The organism is Jeongeupia sp. HS-3 (assembly GCF_015140455.1).
Lineage (GTDB): Bacteria > Pseudomonadota > Gammaproteobacteria > Burkholderiales > Chitinibacteraceae > Jeongeupia.
This window is the reverse complement of record NZ_AP024094.1, coordinates 1,127,400-1,148,412: the sequence shown is the minus strand read 5'-3', so window position 1 is coordinate 1,148,412 and position 21,013 is coordinate 1,127,400. Positions and strand designations below refer to the sequence as shown.

Genomic DNA, 21,013 nt, shown 5'->3' with positions numbered 1-21,013 from the left:
GTTTTGCATTGACGATCCGGAGCGCTATTCCTCGACGAATTCCAGCAGCTCGGAAAACACCCCGATCACCCGGTCGGCGCCAAGCGCATGCACGTCGCTGCCATAGCCATACTCGACCGCCACCACCGGGCAGCCGGCGGCGCGGGCGGCGAGGATGTCGTTCTTCGAGTCGCCGACCATCAGTATTTCGTCCGCCGCAACGCCAAGGCGCTCGCTTACATATTGCAGCGGCAGCGCCGACGGTTTGCGCTCGGCCAGGGTGTCACCGCCGACGACGACGTCGAACTGTTCGGATACGCCCAGCTCGCGTAGCAGCGGCAAGGTGTAGCGCTCGGGCTTGTTGGTGACGATCGCCAGTGGCAGACCCAGTTCGTGCAGCGCGTGCAGTGTTTCCTGGACCTTGGGGTAAAAACGCGTCGCGATCGTCAGTCCCGCCTTGTAATGCAGGTCGAAGCGTTGCATCGCCTCCTGCTGCTCGGGCGTATTTGTCCAGTCGGCGTCGTGATCATCGGCCAGCGTGCGTGCGACGAGGCTGTGCGCGCCATCGCCGACGTAGCTTTCCACCGCGGCTTCGGCCAGCGCCGAGAGGCCGAGATCGGCGCGTGCGGCGTTGGCGGCGCGAGCGAGGTCGGCGATCGAATCGACAAGGGTGCCATCCAGATCAAAGGCAAAGGCGCGAATCGTCATGCGAGTGCCTTGGCGATTTCGACATGCATCGCGTCGATCACGCTCTTGTAGTCCGGATGGCCAAACACCGCCGAGCCCGCGACGAAGGTATCGACCCCGGCAGCGGCGATGGCGCCGATATTGTCGATTTTGACGCCACCGTCGATTTCCAGATTGATATGGCGACCGGTTCTGTCCTTGTAGGCATCAAGCTTGGTGCGCGCGGCGCGGGCCTTGTCGAGCATCGCCGGGATGAACGACTGGCCGCCGAAGCCGGGGTTGACCGACATCAGCAGCACCATGTCGACCTTGTCGAGCACGTAGTCGAGGTGATCGAGCGAGGTGGCCGGGTTGAACACCAGCCCGGCCTGGCAACCATGTTCGCGAATCAGGCCGAGCGTCCGGTCGATGTGGTCCGACGCTTCCGGGTGAAAGGTGATGATGTTGGCGCCGGCCTTGGCGAAGTCGGGAACGATACGGTCGACCGGCTTGACCATCAGGTGCACATCGATCGGCACGGTGGCGTAGGGCTTGATCGCCTCGCAAACCAGCGGGCCGATGGTCAGGTTGGGGACGTAATGGTTGTCCATCACGTCAAAGTGGATCAGGCCGGCACCAGCGGCGATGACGCTGCTGATTTCCTCGCCCAGACGGGCAAAGTCGGCAGAAAGGATGCTCGGGGCAATGCGGAACTGGCTCATGGGTCGACTCCGACATGGATTGCTTGGATTGTACCGGTGCTGAGTGCGCGGCGAGGGCGTCAGCCTGTTAAGATTGTCCTCCATCAATCGGGGTTCGTGCATGAGCGATAGTCCCAAGTTCAATATCGAAGTGTTGCCGCGCGCCAGCTTCATCGCCGAGCAGTCGGACGAAGAAGAGGATCGCTTTGTCTTTGCATATCACATCAGGATTACCAACCACGGCGATGTGGCCGCGCAGTTGGTGTCCCGGCACTGGATCATTCGGGACATGCAAGGGCGGGTGCAGGAGGTGCGCGGACTGGGAGTGGTCGGCGAGCAGCCGATGCTGCAGCCGGGGCAGTCATTCGAGTATATGAGCGGCACAACCCTGGAGACCCCGGTGGGCACGATGCAGGGCAGTTATCTGATGCGCACCGAAGAGGGGGTCGAGTTTCACGCCGACATTCCCGAGTTCGTCCTGTCAATTCCGCGCACGCTGCACTGAAACGATCGCGAATACGCTGCGCCACGCCTTGCAACCAGCAGGGCGTGGCGCAGCCATTTGTATCGAGCACGAATATTCCGCTTTTAACAAAAACGAAAAACGATCATGGCTATTCCCGATTCTGCACCGCGTAACGATTGGCATACCTTGCGTACGCTGTTTCCCTATCTCTGGCGCTACAAAAATCGCGTTCTGCTGGCGCTGGGGCTGCTGATTACCGCCAAGTTTGCCAACGTCGCCGTACCGCTGGTCCTGAAGGGGATTGTCGACTCGCTCGATGGCAGCAAGGGCCTCATGGTGATGCCGGTTGCGCTGGTGCTGGCCTACGGCGCACTGCGGATGTGCTCGTCAGTGTTTGGTGAATTGCGCGATGCAGTGTTCGCCAAGGTCACGCAAGGGTCGATCCGCAAGGTGGCCCTGCAGGTGTTCGAGCACCTGAGTGCGCTGAGTTTGCGCTTTCATCTGGAGCGGCAAACGGGGGGGATGAGCCGTGATATTGATCGGGGTACCAAGGGTATCGCCTTCCTGCTCAATTTCATGCTGTTCAATATCCTGCCGACGCTGATTGAAATCATCCTCGTCGCGATCATCTTGTTGAAAAAGTACGACTGGTACTTCGCCGCGATCACCTTCGGCACCATCGTCATCTACATCGGGTTCACGCTTGGCATCACCGAGTGGCGTATGGCGTTTCGCCGGCAGATGAACGATCTCGATTCCAAGGCCAATACCCGTGCGGTCGATGCGCTGCTGAACTATGAAACCGTCAAGTATTTCAACAACGAGCGCTGGGAAGCCTCGCGCTACGATCGTAGCCTGGAAAAGTGGGAAACCGCCTCGGTCAAGAATCAGGTGTCGCTGTCGCTGCTGAACGCCGGTCAGGCGGTGATCATCGCCGCTGGCGTCACCGCGCTGGTGTGGCTGGCGGCGCGTGATGTCGCCAGTGGCAAGATGACGCTGGGCGATCTGGTGCTGGTGAACGCCTTCCTGCTGCAGCTCTACGCGCCGTTGAACTTCCTTGGTTTCGTTTATCGCGAGATCAAGCACTCGCTCGCCGATATGGAAAAAATGTTCGCGCTGATGCGCCAGAACGCCGAGATCAAGGATGCGCCCGGCGCGACGACGCTGCGAACCGATAGCGCAACGATCCGTTTCGAGCAGGTTGATTTTGGCTACGACCGCAACCGGCAGATCCTGCACGGTGTGAGCTTCGAAATCCCGGCGGGCAAGACGCTGGCGGTGGTTGGTGCCAGCGGTGCAGGGAAATCCACGCTGTCGCGACTGCTATACCGTTTCTATGACGTCTGGCAGGGGCAAGTGGCGATCAATGGCATCGACTTGCGGGCCATGACGCAAGAGAGTTTGCGCGCGCACATCGGCATCGTTCCGCAGGATACGGTGCTGTTCAATGACACCATCTATTACAACATCGCCTACGGCCAAACCGGCGCCAGCCGTGAAGAAGTGATCGAGGCGGCGCGGGCGGCACATATCTACGATTTCATCGAGAAGCTGCCCGACGGCTTCGACACCATGGTGGGCGAGCGCGGGCTCAAGCTCTCCGGCGGCGAAAAGCAGCGTGTGGCGATTGCCCGCACCATTCTCAAGAATCCGCCGATCCTGATTTTCGACGAAGCTACGAGCGCGCTCGATTCGAAGACCGAGAAGGGCATTCAGGCCGAGCTGAAAGCGATTTCGGCCAACCGCACCACGCTGATCATTGCGCACCGTTTGTCGACGATTGCCGATGCCGATGAGATTGGCGTGATGGACGATGGTCGCATCGTCGAGCGCGGCACCCACTTTGAACTGCTTGCGCGCGACGGGCACTACGCACGGTTGTGGGCGCTGCAGCAGCACGAAGAGTGACGGCGATTAAGGCAAATGCCTTGTCTTAAGCTGTGCAGTTAAGGGCAAGGGGCTTGTCTTATATCGTTTAATTCTTTTGAGGAAACGCAAAATGCATAAGGGAAAGCGCGTACTGCGTAAATAAGTCACAACCACCATCCTCCTGTTGGCCTTAAAAGGGTCGTCACACGCCGTCCATACAAGGGACGACCTGATAATTAAATATGAAGACCTCAGGAGGGTCGTATGAAACTTGATCGCAAAGACTGGGAGTGGGTGCTGACGTGCTTTGGTACCGCCGTGGGTGCAGGCATTCTTTTTCTGCCTATCCGCGCCGGCCTCGGCGGCATCTGGCCGACGTTGATCCTGACCGCGATCATCTTCCCGATCACCTATGTCGCGCATCGCGGCATTACTCGGGTCGTGGCATCGTGCAGCAAGGCGACCGACATCGTTGGCGCCGTCGAGCATGACATGGGCCGCAATGCCGGCTTTGCCGTGTCGGTACTGTATTTCCTGTCGATCATTACCATTTGCGTCGGCTACGCCACCGGCATCACCAATATTGTTTCGTCCTTCCTGACCAATCAGATGGGCGTCAGCGAAGTCTCGCGGCCGGTGCTGACCTTTCTGTTGCTGGTCGGCCTGACCAGCGTGATTCTGGCCGGCGAGAAGATCATGGTACGCGTGACCTCGATCATCACTTTCCCGCTGATCATCCTGCTGGCGCTGCTGTCGGCGTACATGATTCCGCACTGGAATACCGCCGTGCTGACCGCGCCGACTACCGGCGCCGATGTCATGAAGAACCTGCTGCTGCTGTTCCCGGTGCTGGTGTTTGCGATGAATTTCTCGCCGGTGTGCTCGACCCTCGGGGCGTCGTACCGCGCGCAGTATCCGGCGGCCGAGGCGGTCAGGCGGACCGATGGCATCGTTAAGTGGACATCGTTGATCCTGCTGGTCTTTGTGATGTTCTTCGTGTTCTCGATGCTCTTGAGCACGACGCCAGCGATGCTCGCCGAAGCGCAAGCCAAGAACGTCGACATCCTTACGGTGATGTCGCTGGCGGTGAACCAGCCGCTGCTCAAGTACCTGATTCCGCTGATCGCCTTCCTCGCGATCGCCAGCTCCTACTTCGGCCACTTCGTGGGTACGCGTGAAGGCCTGGTCGGCATCATCACCCGCTTGATGACCTGGAGTAAGCCGGCCGATGAAGAAAAGCTGAACAAGAAGCGCATCAATCTGGTCGTCACCATGCTGATGATGATCGGGCTGTGGTTCCTCGCCGTTTACAACCCGCCCATCCTGAAGATCATTGGCGCGCTGTCGGCGCCGATCATCGCGATCTACGCTTACCTGATGCCGGTAATGCTGATGAAGCGTGTGCCGCGGCTGCTGATCTATCGCTCGTCCTTCGCCAGCTTTGTGTTTGTCATGGGCCTGGTGGGGATTGCCGGCGACTTTGTTGGTAGCTACCTCTAGGTTAAGCCGGTTTAGGTAAAAACCGCGCCGAACGCAGGCCAGCGCTACACGCGCTGGCCTGCGTTTTTTACATTCGCCGTCTCGGAAATATCCCGCCTGGCCGGAGAAGTACATGTTTGGCGTTTTCTGCCGCCGAGATCGTCATGGCGCATTGCCTGTGCGGTGATTTGCTCGATGGTTTGGTGCAAATCCGTGCGTCGAGCGTAATGGCGTTGCACCGGAAAAATCGATCAATTGTGCACAATTGCCGATCATTGAAGATGGACATCACAAAGTGAGTCTCGATTCGGTCGTCGAAGTGATGTGCCGCGCCGGCATGGATATACAGAACAAATGCGAAAAATCCTTTTCTGTTGGGCTTGCATTGGTTGTAGGTATGTCGATGTATTGATTTAAGTTTTGTGCTTGGTTTGAATGCCCTCACATACCGAGGGCATTTTTTTTGCATCCATCATGAATCCCTAATATCATCGGCATTGCAGATACGCGCGGGCAAAAACAATTACACATAGCTTGCCTCAATAAAACACCAAGCCTTCAAAGTAGCTTGTTCCTTGCGAGTGCCCCATGACAGTCAAAACACGATTAATTACGCTGATTGCCGCCTTTGCTGTAGCGCTGGCTTTGCTTTCCGGTCTGGGGATCTATCAGCTGAATCGGCTCGACAGCCATGTTGACGAGATCAACGGTAACGTCATTCCCAGTTTGCGTTATTTGAACGAAGCGAACATTTCCTTTCAACGGATGCGGGTCACCACCTTTCGCCACCTTAATTCGGCAAGCACGCAAGATCAGGCCGAGCTTGAAAAACGCATCGGCAGTTACAAGGAAAAAATTGCGCAGTCGTTCAGTGACTACGAAAAAAATGTCCTCACCGCCGGTGATTCGAAGGACGCCAGCCTGCTGGCCGAGGATCGCGAAAGCTTCCGCAACTTCATGCAGATTCAGGACAAGGCACTGGCGCTGTCACGGCTGGCGCAGCGTGACGAAGCGAACGAGCTGCTGACGAAAAGCTACGCGGACTCGCAACGCGTCGCCGCTGCGCTGGATGCGCATGTCAAGTACAGCGAGGAATGGTCGGTCGAGCAGGACAGGGCTGCCGGTGAAACATTCAAGAGCGCAGTTCTCCAGTCCACCCTCTGTTTGCTGGTCGGCTTGCTTGGCGCCGGTGCATTCGGCTGGATCAGCTATCGTGCCATCGTGACGCCACTGAATGGTATGCGTGACGCCATTCGTGGGGTTGAGCAGGATCTCGACTTCAAGCGTCGTGCCAAGACCGATGGCAAGGGCGAAGTGGGTGAAGCGATTACCGCCTTCAATCGGCTGATGGACAAGGTGCAGAGTAGTTTGGGGCAGTTGCAGCGCGGTGCCGGTGAGGTGTCTGGCGCGGCGAGCGAGTTGTCGGATGCGTCGGGGCAAGTCGCCAAGAGCGCCAACTACCAGAGCGATGCCACCGCGAGCATGGCCTCGTCGGTCGAAGAAATGACCGTCAGCATCAGCCACGTCTCCGATCGCGCCGGTGAGGCGCAGAATTTGGCGCGTGAATCCGGCCAGCTGGCGCTGCAGGGGGGCGAAGTGATCGGCCGTACCGTGCACGAGATTAATCAGATCGCCGATGGCGTGGGCGAGGCGGCTGCGCGTTTGAGCGAGCTCGAGCAGCAAACTCAGCAGATCTCGTCGGTGATTGGCGTGATTCGCGATGTTGCGGATCAGACCAATCTGCTGGCGTTGAATGCGGCCATCGAGGCGGCCCGCGCCGGTGAACAGGGGCGTGGTTTTGCCGTTGTCGCCGATGAGGTTCGCAAGCTGGCCGAGCGCACCGCCAATTCGACCGCGGAGATTTCAAAAATCATTGAAACGGTAGGCGAGCGCGCGCAACGCTCGGTCGCGGGGATGAATCAGGCGGTTGAATTGGTTAAATCCGGCGTGGCGCAGGCAGATGCGGCGCGCGAGGTGATCGATCAGATTGGCGGCAAGGCGGAGCAAACCGTGCATATGGTCAACGATATTTCGGCGGCGCTGCGTGAACAATCATTGGCCAGCTCGAATATCGCTCAGCAGGTTGAGCGGATTGCACAGATGACCGAAGAAAATAGCGCGATTGCCGAGCAAACCAATAGCTCAGCCAAACAACTTGGCGAGTTGGCCAGTAATATGCAACGGGAAACATCGCAATACCGTATTTAATGTATGCCGGGCAAAGGCGGTTGTTCTGCTTTTGCCCGGGCTTGCGTACGGCACAGAAATAAATAAAGCCGGCAATGCCGGCTTTATTTATTTGGAGCGATCAAATGCGTGTCAATCTTCGCGGCGCATTTGCGGGAACAAAATCACATCGCGAATGCTTGGCGCATTGGTTAGCAGCATGACCAGACGGTCAATGCCAATGCCGCAGCCGCCGGTCGGTGGCAGGCCATACTCGAGCGCACGGATGTAATCGGCGTCGAAATGCATGGCTTCGTCGTCACCCCGGTCTTTCAGGTCAACTTGTGCCTGGAAGCGCGCTGCCTGGTCTTCCGGGTCGTTCAACTCCGAGTAACCATTGGCGTGCTCGCGGCCCACCATGAACAACTCGAAGCGTTCGGTAATGCCTGCATCGTTATCGTTGGCGCGTGCCAGTGGCGATACTTCGGCCGGGTAATCGATGATGAAGGTTGGCTCCCAGAGCTTTTCTTCGGTGGTTTCATCGAACAGCGACAGCTGCAGGCCGCCGATGCCGTCGGTCAGTACCGGCTTGGCGCCCAGACGGGCCAGCTCGGCCTTGAGGAAGGCGCGGTCGTGCAGTTGCTCGGCGGTGTATTGCGGGTTGTAGCGCTGGATGGCGCCGGCGATGGTGAAGCGCGCAAACGGCTTGGATAGATCAACCGGCTTGCCCTGGTACTCGATCACGGTATGGCCGATGACTTCCTTGGCCGCGTAACGGATGACGCCTTCGGTTATGTCCATCATGCGCTGGTAGTCGGCGTAGGCCTCGTAGAACTCCATCATCGTGAATTCGGGATTGTGGCGCGTGCTCATCCCTTCGTTGCGGAAGTTGCGGTTCACTTCGAACACACGTTCGATGCCGCCGACGACCAGACGCTTCAGGTACAGCTCCGGCGCCACGCGCAGGAACAGCGGCATATCGAGTGCATTGTGATGCGTCGTGAACGGCTTGGCCGTGGCGCCGCCCGGAATCGGGTGCATCATCGGCGTTTCGACTTCGAGGTAGGACTCGTTCACCATGTATTCGCGGATTTTTTGCACAATGCGCGAGCGGTTGATGAAGGTGGTGCGGCTTTGTTCGTTGATGATCAGGTCAACATAGCGCTGGCGGTACTTCAGCTCCTGGTCGGCCAGGCCGTAATAATCGCTTGGCAGCGGCCGCAGGCTCTTGGTCAAGAGGCGCAGTTCGGTGACTTGCACCGATAGCTCGCCGGTCTTGGTTTTCATCAGCGTGCCGCGGGCGGCGATGATGTCACCCAGGTCCCATTTCTTGAATGCGGCGTAGACGTCTTCGCCGACGCTGTCGCGGCTGACGTAGAACTGGATGCGGCCTGCAACGTCTTGCACCGTGGCAAAGCTCGCCTTGCCCATGACGCGCTTGAGCATCATGCGGCCGGCAACGCTGACCGAAATATTCTGTGCTTCGAGCTCTTCTTTCTCGATTTCGCCGTACTTGGCGTGCAGATCGCCGGACAAATGTTCGCGTTTGAAATCGTTCGGGAAGGCCGGGCCTTGTTCGCGCAATGCGCCAAGCTTGGCGCGACGCTCGGCCATGATCTGGTTTTCGTCCTGCGGGACTGCTTGCTGTTCGCTCATTCTAGGTTCCATCAGATGCAAAACGGAGCAGGGTGGCCTGCTCCGGTCAAATCACAAACTTAGACGCCTTGCTTCAGGCTGGCCTCGATAAAGCCATCGAGGTCACCATCCATCACGCCCTTGAGGTTGCCGACTTCATAGCTGGTGCGCAGATCCTTGATTCGGCTCTGGTCGAACACGTAGGAGCGAATCTGGTGGCCCCAGCCGATATCGGCCTTGCCGGCTTCCAGCGATTGCTGCGCTTCCATGCGCTTGCGCAGTTCAAGCTCGTACAGCTTGGCGCGCAGCATCGACCAGGCTTCGTCGCGGTTGCGGTGCTGCGAACGATCGTTCTGGCACTGCACGACAATGCCGGTCGGCGCGTGGGTCAGGCGAACGGCCGAGTCGGTCTTGTTGATGTGCTGACCACCAGCGCCCGAGGCGCGATAGGTATCGGTACGCACGTCGGCCGGATTGATCTCGATCTCAAAGCTGTCATCGACTTCCGGGTAAACGAAGACCGAGCAGAACGAGGTGTGGCGGCGAGCGTTCGAATCGAACGGCGACACCCGCACCAGGCGATGCACGCCGGTTTCGGTGCGCAAGAAGCCATAGGCGTATTCGCCGGTGAGCTTGATCGTTGCGCTGGTGATGCCGGCGACTTCGCCGTCGGACACTTCCATCACTTCGACATTGAAGCCCTTGCGCTCGCCGTAGCGGATATACATCCGCAGCAGCATGCCGGCCCAGTCCTGAGCCTCGGTGCCGCCCGCGCCCGACTGGATGTCGATAAAGCAGGCGTTCGGATCCATCGGATTGCTGAACATCCGGCGGAATTCGAGCTTGGCGATTTTGGTTTCGAGCGCCTGTGCGTCGTCATTGATCGCGGCGCAGGTGTCGAAATCGCTTTCGCCGCGCGCCATGTCGAACAACTCCTTGGCATCGGCGGCGCCATTGGCGACATCGTCGAGCACGACAACGACATCTTCGAGTGCTTTGCGTTCGCGGCCGATATCCTGGGCTTTCTTCTGGTCGTTCCAGATGTCCGGGTCTTCGGAGAGGCGGACAACCTCCTCGAGCCGGTCACGTTTACCCGGGTAGTCAAGATAACGTTTCAGCTCCTCGGCGCGGTTGGCCAAGTCTGCGAGGTGATTGTCGATCTGGTTGAGCTGTTCGGCTTCCATCACGGTCTATGTCGGTCGGAAAACCGCGCATTATACCGGATTGCCAAGCCGGATCGGGGTAATGCTTGACGTCCGGTTGGGGCCAATTTGCCAAGGGCGTGGCCAGAAAAAAGCGGCGTATCGCTACGCCGCTTTTTTACGCCATCAAGGTCTTCAGGTGATCAGTCTGCCACGCAGCTCGCGCTGCGCCGCCGAGATCATCGCCAGATCCGGCTGGCTTTCGCGCAGCTCGCCGAGCATGCGCAGCCATTGCCCCAAAGGCCCGGATACGTCGGCTTGCCAGGCGACAAGCTTGGCATCGGCATCATCTTGCGGGCGCAGCCAGATCCGTTCGGTGAGCGTGGCGTGCAAGCGCTGCAAATCGTCGCGTGCAGCCAGGCGGGCCAGCGTCTGCCAGCGATTGTCGCGCGGCAGCTTTTCGATCGCGGTAACCAGCCAGTCGAGTTCCAGCGTCTGCCCAAGGGCGAGAAAGAGCTTCATGCGCTCGGCCAGCGTATCGGTGTCGCCGGCACTGCGCGCCAGCTCGATAAACGGCATCGCGTGTTCGACCGCCAATACCTTGTTGGCCAGCGCGCCCGGCACGCCTGCGTTGAGCCAGATTTCCCGGCGCGCCTGGACATCGCCGCTTTCGGCCAGCCATTCCGGCAGTCTGGGCAGGCACAGTTCGGCGCAGGTGCCGAGATGTTCGAGTTCCGCAGGGTTGAGCGGGTGCTGCAACAGCCAGCGCGCGACGCGCTCGGTTTGCCGACGCACCGACGACAGCAGCTCGTATTGCTCGGTAATCGACATGCCCTGAGCGGATTCGATTTCCTTGGTCAGCGCTTCGATACCCAGCAATTGCTGCGCATCGATCAGCGCCGCGACCACTGCATCGGCTGGGCGTTCTACCTCTTCGGCCAGGCGGAAGACGCAGCTGATGCCGTAGCGGTTGACTACATGGTTGGTCAGCAAGGTGGCGACGATTTCGCGGCGCAGCGGATGTTCGGCGACGCGATCGCCGTAGCGCGCCACCAGCGCACTCGGGAAGTACGCGGTGAGCAGCGTGTTCCAGCGCGCATCGTCTGGCAGTTGACTGGTGAGCAGTTGCTGTTTGAGAACGATCTTGGCATAGGCCAGCAGTACCGCCAGTTCCGGTCGGGTCAAACCCAGCTTGGCTTGTTGTCGCTCGATCAGCAGACTGTCGCTCGGCAGGTATTCCAGCCGGCGCGACAGCTTGCCCTGATGTTCCATGGCCTGCATGAAGCGCTGGTGTACCGGCAGCAAGGAGGGGGCCTGCATCCGTTCGAGCGAAATCGCCTGTGTTTGCAGCCGGTTGTCTTCCAGTACCAGATGGCCTACCTCGTCGGTCATTTCGGCAAGGAGCTGGTTGCGCTGTTTTAGCGTCATGTCGCCGCTGGCGACGATGCGATTGAGGAAAATCTTGATATTGACTTCATGATCGGAGCAATCGACGCCGGCCGAGTTGTCGATCGCATCGGTGAATATCCGCCCGCCAGACAGGCCGTATTCGATGCGCCCCAGCTGGGTAAAGCCCAGATTGCCGCCTTCGCCGACCACTTTGCAGCGCAGCTCGCGCCCGTCAACGCGCACCGCATCGCTGCCGCGATCATTGGCTTCGGCGTGCGTTTGCGTGCTCGCCTTTACATAGGTGCCGATGCCACCGTTGTAAAGCAGATCGACCGGCGCCTTGAGAATGGCCTGGATCAGCAGGTTCGGTTCGAGCTCGTCGTCCTCGACCTGCAGTAGCGCTTTCATCTCGGCAGAGAGCGGAATCGTCTTGGCGTTGCGCGGCCACAGCCCGCCACCCCGCGAGATCAGTTTCGCATCGTAATCTGCCCAGCTGGAGCGGGGCAGGGTGAATAGCCGCTCGCGTTCCTTGTACGACAGTGCGGGATCCGGGTTCGGATCAATGAATATATGCCGGTGATCGAATGCGGCGACGAGCTTGACTGCGGTCGAGCGCAGCAGGCCATTGCCGAACACGTCGCCCGACATGTCACCGATGCCGGCGATCGTGATCGGATCCGTCGCGACATTGATGCCCATCTCGCGGAAGTGGCGCTCGACCGACACCCAGGCGCCGCGGGCGGTAATGCCCATCTTCTTGTGGTCGTAACCGACCGAGCCGCCGGAGGCGAAAGCGTCATCGAGCCAGAAGCCGTATTCCTGCGAGAGGGCGTTGGCGGTGTCGGAAAAGGTTGCCGTGCCCTTGTCGGCGGCGACGACGAGATAGGGGTCATCCTCATCCCGGCGGGTTACATTCGGCGGCGGTACGAGCTTGCCGTTGACGAGGTTGTCGGTGATGTCCAGCATGCCGCGAATCAGCGTCTGGTAGCACTCAACACCCTTGGCGAGGAAGGCTTCGCGCTCGGTCGGCGGGTTCTTGACGATAAACCCCCCTTTGGAGCCTACCGGTACGATAACGGTGTTTTTGACGATCTGCGCCTTGACCAGCCCCAGTACCTCGGTGCGGAAGTCTTCGCGCCGATCGGACCAGCGCAGGCCGCCACGGGCTACTTTGCCGCCGCGCAGGTGTACGCCTTCCATATCATTGGCGTAGACGAAGATTTCGAATAGCGGCACCGGCTGCGGCATGTCCGGTATCTGCGCCGAAGCGATCTTGAACGAGACGTAGGGTTTGGGGTTGCCGGCGGCGTTTTGCTGCCAGAAGTTGGTTCGCACCGTTGCTTCGATGGCGGCTCGAAACTGCGACAGCATCTTTTCGTCGTCGGCATTGGGTTGGTCGGTGGCGAATTTGGCCAGCGTTTTACCCAGTGCCTCCGCTTCGTGCGTATTGCTCGCGGACGGTTGTAGCAGGGCGTGGAACAGCTCGACCAGTTGCCCGGCCTGAAGCGGGAAGCGCAGCAGCGTGGCCGCTAGCGTGTCCTGGCTGAAGTGCAGGCCGATTTGCTTCAGATACCTGGCGTAGGCGCGCAGCACCAATACATCACGCCAGGCCAGGCCCGCCTGCAGCACCAGCCGGTTGAACGTGTCGTTTTCGCTGCGCCCCGCGAAGACGGCCTCGAACGCATCCAGCAAACGGCTGCGTGCTTGCGGGTTTTCGAGCATGCCGCTTTGCGGCAGCTGGATGCCGATATCGATGATCCATGCCGCCGCGTTATCGCTGAAGGACAGCTTGTAGGGGCGCTCGTCCTGCACGCGCACGCCCAGGTTCTCCAGTAGCGGCAAGCAATCGGAGAGCTCGATCGGCGTATTGCGATACAGCTTCAGTCGCCACAAACGGGTATCGGCCTGACTGCCAGGAACGATGGCCGTGGCGAGCTCGCCGGTTTCAAGCGCGGTTTCAAGCGCGTCGATATCATGCACCGCCACGCGGGGCGGGTAGTCGGCACAATAGGCTGCCGAGAAGGCGTTGGCATAACGTTGGTAGCGAACGGCGCCTTGCTCTTCACCGCCATGCATGAGCAGTTGCCGGCGCAGCTCATCCGGCCAGCGCAGGGCAATCTCGGCGATCTCGGCCTCAATGGCCCGGGCGTCGTACTGCGGGTGGGCACCATGCGGGATGTGGGTGATGAAGTGGATGCGTGCCAGCGGGCTATCTGACAGCAGGACATTGAATTCGCCGCCGTCGCCGCCAAGGCGATCGATCAGTAGTTGCTGTACTTTGACGCGTACTTCGGTGGTGTAGTTGTCGCGCGGCACATAGAGCATGGCCGATATATAGCGGTGATAAATGTCTTCGCGGAAAAAGACGCGGGTGCGATTGCGCTCTTGCAGACCGACAATGCCGCTGGCGATGCGAGACAGGGCTTCGACATCGGTTTCGATCAGTTCTTCACGTGGATAGGTATCCAGAACATTCAGCAGCGCCTTGCCGCGATGCCCTTCGACATCTGCACCGGATAGCGTGATCGCACGGGCGATTTTGTCGCGCAGAATCGGGATTTGCCGCGATGGCGTGCTGTAGGCGCTGGCGGTGTACAGGCCGAGGATGCGCAGTTCGCCAACGACCTTGCCGCCGGCATCGATCTGCTTGAGGCAGATCATGTCCAGATAAACCGGGCGGTGTACCACCGAACGGGTATCGGCCTTGGTCAGGATCAGCAGGGTATCGGGGCGATAGGCAATCTGGCGAAGTTCCGGTGTCAACGAAGCCCAGGTGCGCGATGGGCCGCCCACGCCGTCATCGCGCAGCATGCCAAGGCCAGAGCCGGGCGTGATCCACATATTACCGTCGCCGTGTTCTTCATTGATCCGGTAATCGCGGCAACCCAGAAAAATGAAATGATCGTCACGCAGCCATTCAAGATAGGCGACGGTTTCGGATAATTCGGTTGCGGCCACCGGGGGCGGGGCGCTGTGCAATTGCGCCAGCGTCGCATCGATGTGCTCGGTCATTTTGGGCCAGTCGGCCACGGCCACCGAAAGTACATTCAATACCCGGCGGATTTCCTCATCCAGCTCGGCCAGTGCCTCGGGACGGGTGATGCGATCGATTTCAAAATGCATCCACGATTCGCGCGGACCGTCGTCGCCCAAATCGACCACTTGGCCGGCCGCATCGCGCTGCACATGCAAGACCGGATGCACCACCAGATGCACGCCATAACCGAGGCGATTGATCGCCATGCTGACCGTGTCGACCAGAAAGGGCATGTCGTCGGCAACCAGCTCGATCACTGTGTGTTTGCACTCCCAGCCATGCTCGATCAGCGTGGGGTTGTCCGCGCGCAGTAGCAACTCACCGGGCGCGCGACGGGCACCAAAGCGCCAGTGTGACAACGCGGCACCGACCCAGTTTTCGGCGTCCCTGGCATCGAAGTCCTCGCTGGGCAAATTCGCGTAGTAGCGTGCGAATAGCGATTTGACGTTGTCACCGAGGGGTTCGCGGGCTTGAGAGAGTGCGTCCAGCTGCGGGCGGGGAACGGAAAAAGTCATGTCGGCCTGTCTCTGCATCGTTGAAGCTGACTTGACTCTATACCCGCCCCCATACCCTTGCCAGACAGGGTTTTCCTCAGGCTTGTTTTCCCTAGTTGTAAAGACTGGATAGGGTGAAAACATGGCGCGGTGTCTCATTGCCGCCCGGCCGCCGGTGGTCGGGTTGACCGGTGAATTCGCCAAACATTACCATAAACTAATATATCAAGTGACTCCCCGGCTACCTCATGCAAACCGTACTCACTCGAACCCCAGGTAGCCCGCAAACGGGGACGCTGATCGCTTGTCGCGATCTTGCGCTGGGTATGCTGACCGAGTCGCTGGATGACTTCTTTCAGGGACTGGAGGAGACCTTCTTCCAGTTGGCGGAAACTACGACCGAACGTAGCCTGCGTGATCAGTATTTCGACGCCAGGGTCGAGGCGAGAACCAAGAAAGACGCCATTGTCGCCGCCTTCAAGCAGCAATTTCTGGCCAGTTTCGAGGCCAGTTTGCAGCCGCGGGGCGCACGCGGCGAAAGCGCTTTTTACCAGGTTAATCTGACGCCCGACGCGCTCTCGCTGGTGGCAAATGAAGAATACGAAACGTCGCTCACCCTGAGCAGTATTTCGAATGCCTTGCAGCAAAAAAGCGGCGAGACGCTGACCCATCTTGAGCAAAGACTGGCCTCGCTATTGCCGGACCATCGCGACAGCCACGACAACGGCAATTCGTTCAGCCCGCTTAGCCCGAAAGTCATCTGCGAAGCATTTTTGACTGCCTGCCAGCAACTGGATAGCGGCTTGGCCGCGCGTCTGGTGGCGTTGCGTACCTTCGAGGTCGAGTTGTCGGGCCGGGTCGCCGGGGTGTATCAGCAACTGAATCAATATCTGATTCAGCAGAACGTACCCTTGCCGGCGATCGCGCGTCGCGCTGGTTCACGCAGTACACCGAGTCAAGCACATCAGGCTGGCGTGTCCGGCCTTGCTGCGCAGGACGGTATGACAGGTGGGCAAGGCGCCGGGGGCGAAAGCGCATTGGCATCGATGCTGCGGCCCGAGCTGGTCACGCATCTGAACCAGCTTTTCAGTTCGGACACGCCGCAACCCCAGCGGGCGCTGCGGCCGGATTGGTTTAATTTCCTCGATCACCTGCAGCAAGATGCGTTGGGCAGTGTTCAGGATATGTCGCTGCATCCGGAGAACCTGCTGGCGCTGCTGCGCGGCAGCCGCTGGACGCAAGAGCTCGACCGGCTCGATACCATGACGGTCGAACTGGTGGCCTTGCTCTTTGATCGGCTGTTCGAGGATGACCGTCTTTCCAATGCGGCCAAAGGGTTGCTGGCGCGACTGCAAGTGCCGGCGCTCAAGGCGGCGATGCTGGATACCCGCTTCTTTAGTGACAAGGCGCACCCCGCGCGGCGCCTTATCGACCGTTTGGCCGACGCCGGGCTGGAGTGGCAGGGGGAGCCTGCGGCCGATGATCCGCAGCTTTGCAAATTCGTCGAAGTCATCGCCGACGTCGCCCGCTCCTTTACCGACGATACTGCGGTATTCCAGTCGGCGCTGGATGCCCTTGATCAGTGGCTGGACGCAGAGCGTGCGGTCATCGACGCTGCAATCAGCGATCAGGCCGATGCCTTGCTTGCCGGCGAGATCAGCGAGCTGGCCAATGCAACCGCGCAGGCGCTGATCGAGCAAAAGCTGAGTACCGAACACCCGCCGGTCGTGATCGCCTTTGTGCAAGAGCATTGGCGTGCGGCCTTGGTGGCTGCCTACGGTGTCGAAGGGGAGGCCGCGTCGCTATTTGTCGAGCGGCTTGCCGTGATTGATCAGCTGCTCTGGAGTGTCGCGCCGAAAGTCAGGCCGGAAGACCGCCTGCAGCTTGTGAACACCTTGCCTGCGCTGCTGAGCAAGCTGGAGGCGGGGATTCGCGAAATCGGTGTCGGTGACGCTACACGCAAGTCTTTTTTCTCCGAGCTGGTGCAGTTGCACGCCGGTGCCATTCGCCAAGGTTTGAAGCTGGCCTTGCAGGTGCAAGCCACACCCGCCGCGCTGGCTGTGCCGGTTGTTGGTGCAAGCATTCCGACGGTTGAGCCCGTCGTGGCGCAAGAGGGGGTGGTTGCGCCCGTGCAGGAGGCGATGTCACAGCTTGGCGCGGAGGCACCGTCGGTGCTGATGGCTGAGCCGTTTGGGGGCGATGCCAGTGCACCGAACGTGGCCTCAAGCGCAGCGCTTGAACCACAATCCCAGGTGCCCGAGCGCGGCGAGTGGGTCGAATGGCGCGAGGGCGATGCGCTGCCACGGCGTTTACGCGTCAGCTGGATCAGCCCGCAAGGCACCCGTTTTCTCCTGACCAGTCGCGGTGACAAGGGTTTGACGCTGATGCGTCACGAAATCGAGGCGTATCTGGCCTCCGGCGTGCTGAGTCGCCTCAAGCTCGGCGATGGCGTCACCGAAGACGCCTTCGCCCAGTTGCGTGAGGCGCTGGCGGTCTGAGTTGTAAAGCGGTCGTCCTTACGATCTTGGCTCGCCGAGGTCTGGTAAACTGCGGCCATGATTCGACTCAAATCCGCCACGTTGCGACGTGGCCTCAAAGTCCTGCTTAACCAGGCTGACCTGACGATTAACCCGGGGCAAAAAGCGGGTGTTGTTGGCCCCAATGGCGCCGGCAAGTCCTCTTTCTTTGCCTTGATTCGCGGTGAGCTGCACCTTGATGGCGGCGATCTGGAGCTTCCTCCTCGCCTGGCCATTGGCCATGTCGCGCAGGAGACGCCCGCGCTGGCCGAGCCCGCACTCGATTATGTGCTGCATGGCGATGCCGAGCTGAGCGCGCTTGAAAAAGAGCTGGCGCTTGATCACGACGATGGTGTGCACCATGCCGAGCTGCTGTCGCGCTATGAGGCGATCGATGGCTACACCGCTCGCGCTCGCGCGGCCAAGCTGCTCGCCGGTCTTGGGTTTTCTACCGAGGAAATGCAGCATTCGGTCGCCGATTTTTCCGGCGGCTGGCGGATGCGGCTGAACCTGGCGCAGGCGCTGATGTGCCGTTCCGATTTGCTGCTGCTGGATGAGCCGACCAACCACCTGGATCTCGAAACCGTGGTCTGGCTGGAAAACTGGTTGCGCAGCTATCAGGGCATGCTGCTGGTTATTTCTCACGATCGCGATTTTCTCGATGCTACTGTCGGCAGCATCCTGCATGTGGATCAAGGCAAGCTTGATCTCTATACCGGTAACTACGGTGATTTTGAAGCGCAGCGCGCCGAAAAGTTGTCGCAGCAGCAGCAGGCCTTCGGTAAGCAGCAGCGCGAAATTGCCCACCTTGAGTCGTTCATTACCCGCTTCAAGGCCAAGGCGAGCAAGGCGAAGCAGGCGCAAAGCCGCGTCAAGGCGTTGGAGCGGATGGAAGTCATCGCCGCTGCGCACGTCGATTCACCGTTCACCTTCTCGTTCCGGGAGCCCGATTCGAGCCCGAATCCCTTGTTGCGTATCGAAGACGGTGAGGCCGGCTATGCACTGGGCAAGTCGACGCTGTCCGAGTTGAACCTCAGTCTGCAAAAAGAAGCCCGGATCGGTCTTCTGGGCGTTAACGGCGCCGGCAAATCGACGCTGATCAAAACGCTGGTTGGCGATCTGGCGCTGCTCGCTGGCGAGCGACACGAAGGCAAGGGTTTGAAGGTCGGTTACTTCGCCCAGCATCAGCTCGAGCACTTGCGGCTGGATGAATCGCCGCTGTGGCACCTGCAAAAGCTGGCGCCGAACACGCGCGAGCAGGAATTGCGCAACTTCTTGGGCGGATTCGACTTCCGTGGTCCGATGGCGTCCAGCCCGGTGGCGCCATTCTCCGGTGGCGAAAAAGCGCGGCTGGCGCTGGCGCTGCTGATCTGGCAGAAGCCTAACCTGCTGCTGCTCGATGAACCGACCAACCACCTTGATATCGAAATGCGCCAGGCCCTGACTCGGGCGCTGACCGATTTTGAAGGTGCGATCATTCTGGTGTCGCACGATCGGCATTTGCTGCGGGCAACGGTAGACGATTTCTGGCTGATCGAAGCGGGCAGGGTGCGGCCGTTCGATGGCGATCTGGATGATTACACTCGCTACAGTCAGGAAAAACGCCAGGGTGACGGTTCATCGAAGTCTGATGGCTTGGCCTCATCGAGCTCTGGCGTGGATCGCAAGGCGCAAAAACGTGCCGAGGCGGAAGCACGGCAGGCGTTGGCAAAGCAGCGCAAGCCCTTGGAACAGCGGCTGAAAAAAATCGATAACGCATTGTCGCCCAAGCAGGCCGAACTGGCCGAGCTGGCAGTGACATTGCAGGATGCCGGTTTGTACGACGCGAATCGCAAGGAAGAGCTGCAGGCGCTTGTGCGGCGTGAAGCCGTGATCAAGGGCGAAATCGACGAGCTGGAGATGGAGTGGCTGACCGCCAATGAGGCATTGGAAGCCTTCGCCGCGAACTAGGCTAGCCTTCGATTCGGCAATCAGCCCCGCGAATGCGGGGCTTTTTCTATTTCGTTCGTGCAATTAACAGTCGGTGTTGTGGTTGAGAAATAGGCGCCGCCAGTCGCAGTTTGCTGGTCTACAGGGAAGGGGCTTGAATGAGCGAACAAAAGGGAGCCCGCGAGCTACCTTTTGTTCGCTGTCGCACCCGCGACAGGTGTTCAGAATCGGCCGAGGAAGACCGAGAGCACGATGCCGACGATGCCGAAGTCGGTATCGCCAAAGGTGGTGCCGGCAAAACCAAGCGCGCCGAGGCTGTTGAGCAGAATGGCTGGCAGGAAGCTGATCAGCAGGCCATTGACGAAAGAGCCAACGACCGCGCCGCGCAGGCCACCGGTGGCGTTACCGTAGATGCCTGCGGTCGAGCCGGTAAAGAAGTGCGGAATCAGCCCAGGAACGATCACCGCCAGACCGAGCGCCGGTGTGATGAACATCGCCATCAGCCCGCCCAGAAAGCTGCACATGAAGCCGATGACCACCGCATTCGGTGCGAACGGGAACACCGCCGGGCAATCGAGTGCCGGTTTGGCATTCGGAATCAGCTTGTCGGAAATGCCCTTGAACGCGGGGACGATTTCCGAGATCAGCAGCCGCACGCCGGCGAGGATGATGTAGACGCCTGCCGAGAACACCAGCGCCTGTTTGATCGCGAAGACGAGGAAGTTCACACCGTCAGACAGCGTGCTTTCGATGAAGGCCGGCCCGGCAAACAGCGAGACGATGATGTAGAGGATGCCCATCGTCAGCGCCATCGAAATCGACGTGTCGCGCAGGAAGCGCAGCGAATCCGGCACCTTGATGTCTTCGGTGCTGCGGCCGCCCTTGCCAAAGGCCTTGCCAACGAGCGCGGCCGACAGATAGCCGATGGTGCCGAAGTGGCCGAGTGCGAAGCTGTTGTTGCCGGTGATCTTGCGGGTGAACGGCTGCGCCAAGGCCGGCATGACGACCATCAGCATGCCGAGCAGCGCGCCACCGCTCAGGACCAGCGCAATGCCGCCCATGCCGCCAGCCGACAGCACCGCAACCAGCAGGCAGGCCATGAACAGCGTGTGATGCCCGGTGAGAAAGATGTACTTCAGCGGCGTGATCCGTGCCAGCAGCAGGTTGACGCCCATGCCCAGGATCATCACGTAGGCGGTGTAGGTGCCGAACTGCTTCATTGCGAGGGCAACGATGGCTTCGTTGTTCGGGATCGTACCTTTCAGATCAAAGGCGTGATCGAAAATCTGCCGGAAGTTATCGAGCGAACCGACCAGAATCTGCGCACCAGCACCGAGGATGACGAAACCGAGGATGGTCTTGATGGTGCCGCCGACGACGTCGGAAACTTTGGCTTTCTGCAGCAGCAGACCGGCCAGGGCGAAGATGCCGATCAGTACTGCGGGGTCGGAGAGAATATCGAGCAGGAATTGAATCATGGTGCACCTCTACGGGTGGTGAGGCCGACCGCTGGGTCGGCATACGGGCTTCGAATCTTTACGCTGC

Annotated in this window: 12 protein-coding genes and 1 pseudogene; 7 read left to right on the top strand and 6 right to left on the bottom strand. The window is 59.8% G+C overall.

All coding sequences use genetic code 11. The features are described 5' to 3' along the window. Window positions 1–24: 24 nt before the first annotated feature. Window positions 25–687: a phosphoglycolate phosphatase gene (locus tag JLC71_RS05350; RefSeq protein WP_200917733.1), complete on the bottom strand. Its 663-nt coding sequence runs from the start codon at window positions 685–687 to the stop codon at window positions 25–27. After that, window positions 684–1,367, bottom strand: a complete 684-nt coding sequence (gene rpe / locus JLC71_RS05345) for a ribulose-phosphate 3-epimerase (protein ID WP_200917732.1) — start codon at window positions 1,365–1,367, stop codon at window positions 684–686. Before rpe ends, JLC71_RS05350 begins: the two co-directional genes overlap by 4 nt. Before the next feature lie 100 nt (window positions 1,368–1,467). Here rpe and apaG point away from each other — a divergent pair, with 100 nt between their 5' ends. The 5 genes and pseudogenes from apaG (at window position 1,468) to JLC71_RS05320 (ending at window position 7,368) form a co-directional block, all read left to right on the top strand. After that, entirely contained in the window at window positions 1,468–1,851 is a 384-nt protein-coding gene (gene apaG / locus JLC71_RS05340; RefSeq protein ID WP_200917731.1) for a Co2+/Mg2+ efflux protein ApaG, read from the top strand. 105 nt (window positions 1,852–1,956) lie between these two features. Beyond that, the gene (locus JLC71_RS05335; RefSeq protein ID WP_200917730.1) at window positions 1,957–3,720 is read left to right on the top strand and encodes an ABCB family ABC transporter ATP-binding protein/permease; all 1,764 of its coding nucleotides are present in this window, start codon (window positions 1,957–1,959) and stop codon (window positions 3,718–3,720) included. A gap of 225 nt (window positions 3,721–3,945) precedes the next feature. Beyond that, a complete protein-coding gene (locus tag JLC71_RS05330) occupies window positions 3,946–5,181 on the top strand; it encodes an amino acid permease (protein ID WP_200917729.1) in 1,236 nt (411 codons plus the stop codon). Between the two features lie 199 nt (window positions 5,182–5,380). Beyond that, a pseudogene (locus JLC71_RS16700) lies at window positions 5,381–5,572 on the top strand (L-serine ammonia-lyase); the annotation flags it as partial. 176 nt (window positions 5,573–5,748) lie between these two features. After that, a complete protein-coding gene (locus tag JLC71_RS05320) occupies window positions 5,749–7,368 on the top strand; it encodes a methyl-accepting chemotaxis protein (RefSeq protein WP_200917728.1) in 1,620 nt (539 codons plus the stop codon). A gap of 111 nt (window positions 7,369–7,479) precedes the next feature. Here JLC71_RS05320 and lysS read toward each other — a convergent pair whose 3' ends face one another. The 3 genes from lysS to JLC71_RS05305 all read right to left on the bottom strand — a co-directional run bounded on the left by lysS (window position 7,480) and on the right by JLC71_RS05305 (window position 15,044). Further along, window positions 7,480–8,982 carry a lysine--tRNA ligase gene (lysS, locus tag JLC71_RS05315; protein ID WP_200917727.1) on the bottom strand — a complete coding sequence of 501 codons (1,503 nt, stop codon included), beginning with the start codon at window positions 8,980–8,982 and terminating at the stop codon, window positions 7,480–7,482. A gap of 59 nt (window positions 8,983–9,041) precedes the next feature. Then, window positions 9,042–10,145, bottom strand: coding sequence for a peptide chain release factor 2 (gene prfB, locus JLC71_RS05310; RefSeq protein WP_200918269.1), 1,104 nt, complete (start codon window positions 10,143–10,145; stop codon window positions 9,042–9,044). A gap of 153 nt (window positions 10,146–10,298) precedes the next feature. Then, on the bottom strand, window positions 10,299–15,044 hold the full coding sequence (locus JLC71_RS05305; RefSeq protein WP_200917726.1) for an NAD-glutamate dehydrogenase: 4,746 nt from the start codon (window positions 15,042–15,044) through the stop codon (window positions 10,299–10,301). Between the two features lie 227 nt (window positions 15,045–15,271). Here JLC71_RS05305 and JLC71_RS05300 point away from each other — a divergent pair, with 227 nt between their 5' ends. Together JLC71_RS05300 and JLC71_RS05295 are read left to right on the top strand one after the other, a co-directional pair. After that, window positions 15,272–17,521 carry a DUF1631 family protein gene (locus tag JLC71_RS05300; RefSeq protein WP_200917725.1) on the top strand — a complete coding sequence of 750 codons (2,250 nt, stop codon included), beginning with the start codon at window positions 15,272–15,274 and terminating at the stop codon, window positions 17,519–17,521. A 57-nt stretch (window positions 17,522–17,578) separates the two neighbouring features. Next, window positions 17,579–19,489, top strand: a complete 1,911-nt coding sequence (locus JLC71_RS05295) for an ATP-binding cassette domain-containing protein (RefSeq protein ID WP_200917724.1) — start codon at window positions 17,579–17,581, stop codon at window positions 19,487–19,489. A 200-nt stretch (window positions 19,490–19,689) separates the two neighbouring features. Here JLC71_RS05295 and ulaA read toward each other — a convergent pair whose 3' ends face one another. After that, on the bottom strand, window positions 19,690–20,946 hold the full coding sequence (gene ulaA / locus JLC71_RS05290; RefSeq protein WP_200917723.1) for a PTS ascorbate transporter subunit IIC: 1,257 nt from the start codon (window positions 20,944–20,946) through the stop codon (window positions 19,690–19,692). Window positions 20,947–21,013: the final 67 nt, after the last annotated feature.

Bases quoted from the DNA above. Each gene is read 5' to 3' on its own strand.
- JLC71_RS05305 (WP_200917726.1), bottom strand. From the start codon at position 15,044: ATGACTTTTTCCGTTCCCCGCCCGCAGCTGGACGCACTCTCTCAAGCC.
- rpe (WP_200917732.1), bottom strand. From the start codon at position 1,367: ATGAGCCAGTTCCGCATTGCCCCGAGCATCCTTTCTGCCGACTTTGCC.
- apaG (WP_200917731.1), top strand. From the start codon at position 1,468: ATGAGCGATAGTCCCAAGTTCAATATCGAAGTGTTGCCGCGCGCCAGC.
- prfB (WP_200918269.1), bottom strand. From the start codon at position 10,145: ATGGAAGCCGAACAGCTCAACCAGATCGACAATCACCTCGCAGACTTG.
- lysS (WP_200917727.1), bottom strand. From the start codon at position 8,982: ATGAGCGAACAGCAAGCAGTCCCGCAGGACGAAAACCAGATCATGGCC.
- JLC71_RS05335 (WP_200917730.1), top strand. From the start codon at position 1,957: ATGGCTATTCCCGATTCTGCACCGCGTAACGATTGGCATACCTTGCGT.
- JLC71_RS05330 (WP_200917729.1), top strand. From the start codon at position 3,946: ATGAAACTTGATCGCAAAGACTGGGAGTGGGTGCTGACGTGCTTTGGT.
- JLC71_RS05320 (WP_200917728.1), top strand. From the start codon at position 5,749: ATGACAGTCAAAACACGATTAATTACGCTGATTGCCGCCTTTGCTGTA.
- ulaA (WP_200917723.1), bottom strand. From the start codon at position 20,946: ATGATTCAATTCCTGCTCGATATTCTCTCCGACCCCGCAGTACTGATC.
- JLC71_RS05295 (WP_200917724.1), top strand. From the start codon at position 17,579: ATGATTCGACTCAAATCCGCCACGTTGCGACGTGGCCTCAAAGTCCTG.
- JLC71_RS05350 (WP_200917733.1), bottom strand. From the start codon at position 687: ATGACGATTCGCGCCTTTGCCTTTGATCTGGATGGCACCCTTGTCGAT.
- JLC71_RS05300 (WP_200917725.1), top strand. From the start codon at position 15,272: ATGCAAACCGTACTCACTCGAACCCCAGGTAGCCCGCAAACGGGGACG.